This window comes from Neosynechococcus sphagnicola sy1 (assembly GCF_000775285.1).
GTDB lineage: Bacteria > Cyanobacteriota > Cyanobacteriia > Neosynechococcales > Neosynechococcaceae > Neosynechococcus > Neosynechococcus sphagnicola.
On sequence record NZ_JJML01000056.1, the window covers coordinates 1 to 8,837 of the forward strand.

Consider the following 8,837-nt stretch of genomic DNA (forward strand, 5'->3'; position numbering starts at 1 on the left):
TCTACCAGTGCCTCAATCCTGGCTAGAGTATCCCCTTCACTTGCTTGCATGGGTTAGTTTGCCTTCCTTTTTGGCTTCTTCAATAGCGTCCTCAACCAGAATCTCAATCAGGTTGTTAAGGCTTCTGCGCTCAACCTTGGCTAAGCGCTCAAGCTCCTTCTTAAGGTCTTCTTTGAGATAAATAGATGTCCGAATCTTTTCTGTTGCCATATTGTCAGCCATGACTACATCCTTAATCATAATTACGACTTAGAGTTTAAGGATAACACAAAAGTAGTTATTAATAGTTTATATTAAACAATAGTAGCACTACCATGAGTTTGCACACATAAAGAGAGAGCGTCCGCCGACCAAAATAAACGCTCTCTTACCCCTTACAGGAGGAACCCCAAAGCCTGGGGTATGCCACTGACAATCAAAAGCAAGGAGCAGGATACCAAATTCTTATTAAGAATACTGGTAACTCTGGTAACCACACCCCTCAAACTCCCTTGCCACAAAGCTTAGAGGCGGTTACCGGCCCCCCAGAAACAGATCAGACGAGGTGGCCAGGGTAATGGCCAGGATTCTCAGCGAATGCCATCAAAGGCATTCTTGAACCGCAACCCCGACGATCGCCTGATGCCGTTATTCAATCAATTGGCACAAACAGTTGACCAGTTAGAGTCTGAGATTGCTACTTCGGAGAGTTAAGCTCTCAGAGCCATCTTGCCCCGTCTGCATGCCGCCTTAGGGTGAACTCATGTAGGTCAGGTAAAATTGGGACTACTATTTATGCCTGATGACGAAAAAATATTCTCTAGCTATTTAGTTCTAACCTACTCTACTTTCAATAAAATCAATGCCTCCAGTCGTTATTGATAATCCTGTTATCAACTCTGCCTTTGATGAGCCGCAACGGCATTTTAAATTCGATGAGGACGGTATCACTAACGAAATCTCGGATTACCGGCGAATTAGTCACTACTTTGTTCCGATCGCTCGACCCAAGAAAAAGAGTGAGCAGTTAGAGTTTGACTTGGGGCTAATTAGCCAGGATCGGGTTGAGGAGAACAAAACCATCAACCGGATTAGAGAACGGGTTTCTCTGTGGCGGAGGGGCGAGTATACCGGAGTTACCCCAACGACTCGAAAGCTACTGGAACACTGGCAGCATCCTGATCGGGAAAGACGACTGTTTTTCTGCCAACTTGAGGCATTAGAGACCGTCATCTACATTACGGAAGTCGCTAAGAAAGTTGGGGACAACTGGATCGAGAATGAGCTACGACAGGCAAATCAGGATGCTAACCCATTGCTGTTTCGGATGGCTTGCAAGATGGCAACTGGTAGCGGCAAAACGGTTGTGATGTCCATGATGATTGCTTGGCATACCCTCAATAAGCTTGCGAATCCTCAGAGTCGCTTGTTTAGCGATGCTTTTCTGGTGGTGACACCGGGCATTACGATTCGCGATCGCCTGCGAGTGCTGCAACCGAATGACCCGGAAAACTACTATCGAAAGCTTGACCTGGTGCCCCCGGATCTGATGCCTGAACTAGAGAAGGCAAAGATTCTCATTACGAACTATCATGCTTTTCAGCTAAGAGGATGTTTTAAAAGTCTTCCTGGGTGTATCCAACCACTCAGACCACCTAGAGACCGCTACGACAGAATCAGGGTTTATGGATTTTAGATTGCACCACTGAGTCGTATTTGAGGCTCAAGACGACCCTTTTAAAACATCCTCTAAGAGAGCAGGGTCATGGCTGTATTAATGCTAGTAAGACAACACACAAAATTGCAGCTCAGGATGGCACAAGCCCCTTCAAAGAAACCCCTGCTCAAATGGTGAATCGGGTTTGTCGGGCATTGGGTAACAAGAAAAACATCATTGTGATTAACGATGAGGCTCACCATTGTTATCGTCGCAGAGTGGGAGGAGAGGAAGAAAAGCTTACCGGAGATGACCGGAAAGAGGCACAGAAGCGAGAGGAGGAGGCAAGAGTTTGGATCTCTGGGCTTGAAGCCATTCAAAAGAAGATCGGGGTAAAGATGGTCTATGACCTGTCTGCTACTCCGTTCTTTCTGAAGGGTTCTGGATACCCAGAAGGCAACCTGTTCCCGTGGGTTGTGTCTGATTTCTCTCTGATTGATGCGATCGAAAGCGGTATCGTCAAAATTCCCCGTGTGCCAGTGGATGATGACAACGTCAAAGGACTGTTGCCCACCTACCGGAATATCTGGGCACTCATCCGCGAAGACTTACCCAAGAGTGGACGTAGTACCAAGGATGAGAGTAAAGCGCCCGGTGGTCCCAATCTGCCGAAAGAACTAACCGGAGCAATCCATAGCCTCTACAGCAACTATGAGAAAGCCTTTCAGCAGTGGCAGCAGAATACAGAGGCGCAACTGAAGGGGTTAACCCCGCCCGTGTTTATTGTAGTCTGCAACAATACCAACGTTTCTAAGCTGGTCTATGACTACATTTCAGGCTGGGATACCGGGAAAACCTACCCAGATAGTAGACCTGTTCTGGCACCGGGTAAGCTACCCCTGTTTAGCAATGTCAATAGTGAAAACTGGACAGCAAAACCTTACACGATCCTGGTAGACAGTGAGCAGCTAGAGTCTGGAGAAGCGATGAGTCCAGAGTTTAAGAAAATCGCCGCTCTGGAGATTGAAGAATTTAAGGCAGAGTACCGCGATCGCTACCCCGGTTCTGATCCAGACAAGATCAGCGATGAAGACTTGCTGAGGGAGGTCATGAACACGGTGGGCAAACCGGGCAAGTTGGGAGAACAGATCCGCTGTGTGGTGTCGGTTTCCATGCTGACCGAAGGATGGGATGCAAACACAGTGACGCATGTTTTGGGCGTGAGAGCGTTTGGAACTCAGCTACTCTGTGAACAGGTCATTGGTCGGGGCTTGAGGCGAGTGAGCTATGCTGCCGATGATCAGGGGATGTTTGAACCGGAGTATGCGGAAGTCTATGGGGTGCCCTTTGCCTTTATTCCCTGTGCAGGGTCTAACAAAGCGCCTAAGCCCGGTAGACTGCCTACCCGCGTTCGAGCCTTGGAAGATCGGATCGAGTGTGAGATTACCTTCCCTAGGCTCTTGGGCTATCGCTACGACATCATTGGGGAAAAGCTGGCTTACCAGTTTACGGATGATTGCAAATATGCCCTATCGACGGCTGACATTCCCAGCAGAACCGAGAATGCCCCAATTGTGGGTCAATCCAGCATTCATACCCTGGATGACCTGCGATCGCGCCGCCCCCAGGAGGTTGCTTTCCTGCTGGCAAAGCTGGTGTTAGAAAAATACTTTCGAGCCGATGGCACAAAGCAAGCGGAGAAAACCCAAACTCATCAGTTTGATTCAGCAGTGCAATCCTGGTTTTTCCCGCAATTGCTCCACATCACGAAAGAATGGTTGAGCCAGTGTGTGACCTGCAAATCAGGCACCTTCATTCAGGAACTCTTGTTGATCGAACTGGCGCATGATGCGGCTGACAAGATCTACACCGCGATCGCGGGTTCAGAGGGCAGCCAAAAGACTCTCAAGCCGATCCTGCGTCCCTACGATACCTTTGGCTCAACTCGCTATGTGGATTTTGATACGACAAAACCCGTCTATGTCACGGACTCAACGAAGTGTCACATTTCCCATGTGGTAGCGGATACGGATAGTTGGGAACAGAAAATGGCACAGGTTTTAGAAGACTTGCCAGAAGTCATCTGCTACGTTAAAAACCAGGGGTTAGGGTTCACGATTCCCTACACCCTATCGGGTCAGCAGAAAAATTACACGCCTGATTTCATTGCCAGGGTTAAGCATGACAACGCTGAACCGCTCTATCTTATTGTGGAGGTATCCGGTGAAGCCAGAAAAGATAAAGCGGCTAAGATTGCTCATGCCCGACAGTTTTGGGTGCCAGCCGTGAACAATCATGGGGCATTGGGGCGCTGGGGCATCATTGAGATCACCGATCCGTGGGATGCCGAAAATACAATCAAGGCATTCCTCCAAAAAACTGAGGTCAGCGTATGACGGTTGCCATCCCCATCCAAACGATCAAGCTATCCCCCGGTAGCCATGTGCTGATCTCAGGAGTCACATGGGAGCAGTATGAGGAACTATTGGAAGATCTGGGTGAAGAACGTCGGGTTCCCCGGATTAACTACTGCAATGAAACATTAGAAATCATGTCCCCTTTGCCCGCTCACGAAAGACCTCACCGCATCATTGCCGATATTGTGAAAGCAATGCTGGATGCCCAGGATCGAGCATGGGAAGACTTTGGCTCAACCACCTTCAAGAAGCTCAAAAGAGCAGGGTTAGAACCGGACACCTGTTTCTACATCCAGAACGCTGAACGGGTGCGATCGCTGATGCGGATGAATATGGAGCAAGACCCACCCCCCGATCTGGCGATCGAAGCGGACGTTACCTCGAAAACGACCCTGGAAGCCTATGCTGCGCTGCAAGTGCCAGAAGTCTGGCTTTATGACAATGGCAAGCTAAAGATCAACCTGTTGCAGAACGCAACCTATCAGGAATCGGCAACCAGTCCCACCTTTCCCGCTTTGCCCATCGTTGAAATGGTGCCCCGCTTAATCCAGCAAGCCTTTCAGGATGGCACTAGCACCATGCTGCGATCGCTCCGTAAAGAACTTGCCAAAAGCCAGTAAGCCCCCTTGTAGAACCAGCGACTATGCCAGCAAAGAAGCCCTACGGCAACACTCCCATCGATAGCGTCAAACACCAGGACAAACGCGCGAATATCCCTACGGAGGAGTTGCGAGGGTTTGTGGCGGACGACGAAAAGAAACCCAAAATTGTGAAATACCAGCGGGATGAGTCGCGTGATCCGCAACTGGTTTGGCAGGGCAAGGATGAGCAGGATAGCCAAGATCTAGAAGTGCCTGCGGTGCCCATCTACATTCAGGAGAAGATTCATCCCCATGCCATTATTGAAGACTTTCGCCAGCAGGCAAAACAGCATGAGCCAGAACAGCTAGGGCTGTTTGCCTCCGATTTCAATGGCTTAGAGTTTGACAAGCTGATCGAGTTTTATGAACACAAAGACGGGCTGAAGTGGTCGAACCGGATGATTTTGGGCGATTCTCTGCTGGTGATGAACTCGCTGGCAGAAAAGGAAGGGCTGAAGGGCAAAGTCCAGATGATTTACCTCGATCCGCCCTACGGCATTAAGTTTGGCTCCAACTGGCAGGTTTCCACCCGGAAGCGGGACGTGAAGGATGGCAAGGTAGAGGATGTCACCCGCCAACCGGAACAGATTCGGGCATTTCGGGATACCTGGGAAAAGGGGATTCATTCCTATTTGGCGTACCTGCGCGATCGCCTGGTGGTTGCCAGGGAATTACTGACAGAAACAGGCAGCATTTTTGTCCAAATTGGCGATGAAAATATTCATCGAGTCAGGTGCTTGATGGATGAAGTCTTTGGCAGTAGTAATTTTTCAACACTCATTACTTTTACAAAGACCTCACCGCTAGGTGGTGATCTACTCCCCTCAACAACAGACTTTATCCTCTGGTATGCAAAAGATATTGAAAAAGTTAAGTATAGGCAGATCTTTTATGAGAAAAAGCCAGGTGAACTGGGAGCTTCAAGATATTCAGGAGTTGAGCTAGGTGATGGCACTCGAATTTCAGCAAGTTTATATCAAGGTGATCTAGGCTTGGTTCGGCTATATGCAGATAGTGATACTTCTGCTATGTATACAACACCTCATTTGGCTTTGCCACTGGAATATAACGGACGAATATTTACACCAAACAAGGGTCGTCAGTGGCAAACAACCCTAGAAGGAATGAACCGATTAGGGATTGTTGGGCGTTTAATTGTTCAAGGTAACAACTTAAGATATATTCGCTACTTAAATGATTTTCCTGTTAATCCTTTATCTAATATTTGGACAGATATTGGAGGAATTCAAAGTCGTAGCGACCCAAAGGTTTATGTAGTTCAAACTGCTACATCTGCAATTCAACGTTGTCTTTTAATGACCACTGACCCTGGAGATTTGGTTCTCGATCCCACCTGTGGCAGTGGTACCACTGCTCACGTTGCCGAACAGTGGGGACGACGCTGGATCACCATCGATACCAGCCGCGTAGCTCTTGCCCTTGCCCGCACGCGCCTCATGGCTGCCCGCTTCCCCTACTACCTGCTGGCAGATTCCCCTGAGGGCAGGCAAAAAGAGCAGGAAATTCTGGGCATCTCAATGTGATTCCCGCCAACTTTGGCAAACGCACTCCACAAGCAGCGGAAAACCCTCACCCTGCCTCCGGCTTCCCTCTCCCGTGGGGAGAGGGAAGCCGGAGGCAGGGTGAGGGCAGAAACCGACATCAAGAAAGGCTTTGTCTACAAACGGGTGCCCCACGTTACCCTCAAAGCCATTGCCAATAACCCCGAAATCGATACGATTCATGAGCAGTGGCAGCAGCAGCTAGAACCGATCCGCACTCAGCTAAATCAACTCCTCAAGCAAGCCTGGGAAGACTGGCAGATTCCCCGCGAACCGGAAGAGAAATGGTCACAGCAGGCAAAAGACCTGTTAACCCAATGGTGGAGCCTGCGACAGCAACGGCAACAGGAAATTGATGCCTCCATTGCCCGCAATGCCGACACCGAAATTCTCTACGATCAGCCCTACGAAGACACCAAACGCCTGCGAGTCACCGGCCCCTTCACCGTTGAAAGCCTCTCACCCCACCGGGTTCTCTCTGCCGATGAAGAACGCCCCACCGCCGAAGCCGATGGGCAACAACAAGCCTCCGATCAGTTTGAAACCCGCATCATCGAAAACCTGAGAAAAGCAGGGGTACAGAATACCGTTAAGCAAGAGCGTTTGAAGTTTGACTCCCTCGAACCCCATCCGGGAACCTGGATACATGCCACGGGCGAATACACCGATGCTGATGACAAGGTGAAAAAAGTCGCCGTTTCCATCGGTCCCGAATATGGCACCGTCAGCGCCGACGACATCCGAGAAGCCGCCAAAGAAGCGGTTCAGGGCATTGGCTATGACTTGCTGATCGTCTGTGGTTTTGCGTTTGATCCCAGTGTGCCAGAAGAGGCAAAACGCTATGGCAAACTCATCGTTCTCCCCACCCGTATGAACTCTGATCTGTTGCTAGGGGATGAACTCCTGAAAAAAACCGGATCAGCGAACCTGTTCATGGTCTTCGGTGAACCCGATATCGAAATCAAACAGCAGGGCGGCAAAGTCACCGTCACCCTACACGGTCTAGACATCTACGACCCGACTACTGGCGAGATTCGCAGCCATGCCACCGATGACATCGCCTGCTGGTTCATCGACACCCACTACAACGGGGAAAGCTTTTTCGTCCGTCATGCCTACTTCACCGGAGCCGATCAACCCTACGACAAACTCAAACGTGCCCTCAAAGCCGAAATCGATGAATCTGCCTGGTCTGATCTCTACTCCACCACCAGCCGCCCCTTCGATGCCCCATCCCGCAACGGCAAACCCGGAAAAATCGCCGTCAAGGTAATCAACCATTACGGTGATGAAGTCTTGAAGGTATATGAAGTTCAAGCCGTGTGACTATATGAGAGACTTTGCCCCAACAACTCCCTGAACATTTGCCCGTACTCAGGAGCAAAATATGCTAATCGTGCTTCAGCGAGAATCTTATAGAGCGCGTTCTGGGGATTAGCCATGATGACAATCAGAAATGCGATATTAGTAACGTGAGAGCAGGAGGAAGACGATGAAAAAGAAGTTGAACAGCCCCAGCCCAGAAGCTATGGCAATGATCAACGCTCATCGAGAACGGTGGTTCTCCAAGGAAACACCAGAACAACTAGCTGAACGGAGAGCTAAATCTGCTGCTAAAATTGCTGCGCTGGAAGCTGAGGAAAAGGAAGAAGAAGCAGCGTTTCGCAGGCAGGAAGCGATAGAGTCAACGTGGTTCTGGGAAGAAGGATACGACGCTACTCATTAGTTTAGTTTTTTCAACGCCACGAGAATAACTGCCGGGGTGGGGGTAGGGTGACCGGAGCCGGACGACCCGTACCTTCATTGGAGCCTCACGCTTATCTTTTGCGGCAGCCATAATCTTCTCCCTTCTCTTCTCTCTTTAACCGCACCTGATTACCTGCTTTGTTGAACGGTTGCGGCGCTCGTAGGCAACCCGGATCGGGCTTTTCTCCTCCTCTGCCATGACAGACTGATACTCCGCTGTGGGAATGTTCTTGCGCTTCGCCTCTTCGTGCTTGAGGGCTTCGACCTTTTTGGAGTTGGGGGACTTGGGAGGCATGGGTACGGAGTGGATGGTGCCGTGGATAGTGGGTAGTGGGGGATGGTGGCAGGAGGCGATCTACGACGTGGAATGTCTTGTGCTTGAGGCTCTGAACCAGCTAAATCAGTAAGAGGATGTTTTAAAAGTTTTTTGGGTCAGATTTTATGCTAACTGCCTCACCATGATTCGTATCATGGCCAGGTAAATAAATGTCTCCGAAGTTTCTGGCCATAACTCATAGTCTCGAACCAATCGACGGTACCCCATGAGCCAGCCAAATGTTCGTTCAACAACCCACCTTTTTTTCAGCAATACGAACCCTTTGGTTTGCTCTGGTCGCAGCACAACCTCCACAATCCACCGACAAACATCCATCACCCACATCAGGAATGGATTACCGTCAAAACCGCCATCGGCCCAAATCGTATGCAGTCGCGATACCCCTTGACCCATCTGTTTCACCTGTTGGAGTACCTGTTTAGCCCCCTCTCGTTCGGGTACACTCGCGGCAGTCACCAAGACCCGCAACAGCAATCCCAGGGTATCGACCGTCATAAA

At 49.8% G+C, this 8,837-nt stretch carries 5 protein-coding genes and 2 pseudogenes; 4 read left to right on the top strand and 3 right to left on the bottom strand.

Annotation, left to right across the window (positions count from 1 at the left end; translation table 11 throughout):
- Positions 1 to 36 precede the first annotated feature (36 nt).
- Positions 37 to 222, bottom strand: coding sequence for a ribbon-helix-helix domain-containing protein (locus DO97_RS17815; RefSeq protein WP_036536079.1), 186 nt, complete (start codon positions 220 to 222; stop codon positions 37 to 39).
- Between the two features lie 619 nt (positions 223 to 841).
- Here DO97_RS17815 and DO97_RS17825 point away from each other — a divergent pair.
- The 4 genes and pseudogenes from DO97_RS17825 (at position 842) to DO97_RS17840 (ending at position 7,982) form a co-directional block, all read left to right on the top strand.
- A pseudogene (locus DO97_RS17825) lies at positions 842 to 4,032 on the top strand (BPTD_3080 family restriction endonuclease).
- Positions 4,029 to 4,673: a Uma2 family endonuclease gene (locus DO97_RS17830; protein ID WP_036536082.1), complete on the top strand. Its 645-nt coding sequence runs from the start codon at positions 4,029 to 4,031 to the stop codon at positions 4,671 to 4,673. The pseudogene DO97_RS17825 and the gene DO97_RS17830 overlap by 4 nt, the downstream one beginning before the upstream one ends.
- Before the next feature lie 23 nt (positions 4,674 to 4,696).
- Positions 4,697 to 7,582 (top strand): annotated as a pseudogene (locus DO97_RS31440) (site-specific DNA-methyltransferase).
- A gap of 166 nt (positions 7,583 to 7,748) precedes the next feature.
- On the top strand, positions 7,749 to 7,982 hold the full coding sequence (locus DO97_RS17840) for a hypothetical protein (RefSeq protein WP_036536083.1): 234 nt from the start codon (positions 7,749 to 7,751) through the stop codon (positions 7,980 to 7,982).
- Positions 7,983 to 8,117: 135 nt separating this feature from the next.
- Here DO97_RS17840 and DO97_RS23365 read toward each other — a convergent pair whose 3' ends face one another.
- Both DO97_RS23365 and DO97_RS17845 read right to left on the bottom strand, forming a co-directional pair.
- Positions 8,118 to 8,297 (bottom strand): hypothetical protein, encoded by a 180-nt coding sequence (locus DO97_RS23365; protein ID WP_081980834.1) that lies wholly within the window; start codon positions 8,295 to 8,297, stop codon positions 8,118 to 8,120.
- 144 nt (positions 8,298 to 8,441) lie between these two features.
- Positions 8,442 to 8,837: IS5 family transposase (locus tag DO97_RS17845; RefSeq protein WP_036536085.1), on the bottom strand; the 396-nt coding region annotated here is incomplete at its 5' end.

What these genes read in the sequence shown, in the direction of transcription:
- DO97_RS17830 (WP_036536082.1), top strand. Translation starts at nt 4,029, where the DNA reads ATGACGGTTGCCATCCCCATCCAAACGATCAAGCTATCCCCCGGTAGC.
- DO97_RS23365 (WP_081980834.1), bottom strand. Translation starts at nt 8,297, where the DNA reads ATGCCTCCCAAGTCCCCCAACTCCAAAAAGGTCGAAGCCCTCAAGCAC.
- DO97_RS17815 (WP_036536079.1), bottom strand. Translation starts at nt 222, where the DNA reads ATGGCTGACAATATGGCAACAGAAAAGATTCGGACATCTATTTATCTC.
- DO97_RS17840 (WP_036536083.1), top strand. Translation starts at nt 7,749, where the DNA reads ATGAAAAAGAAGTTGAACAGCCCCAGCCCAGAAGCTATGGCAATGATC.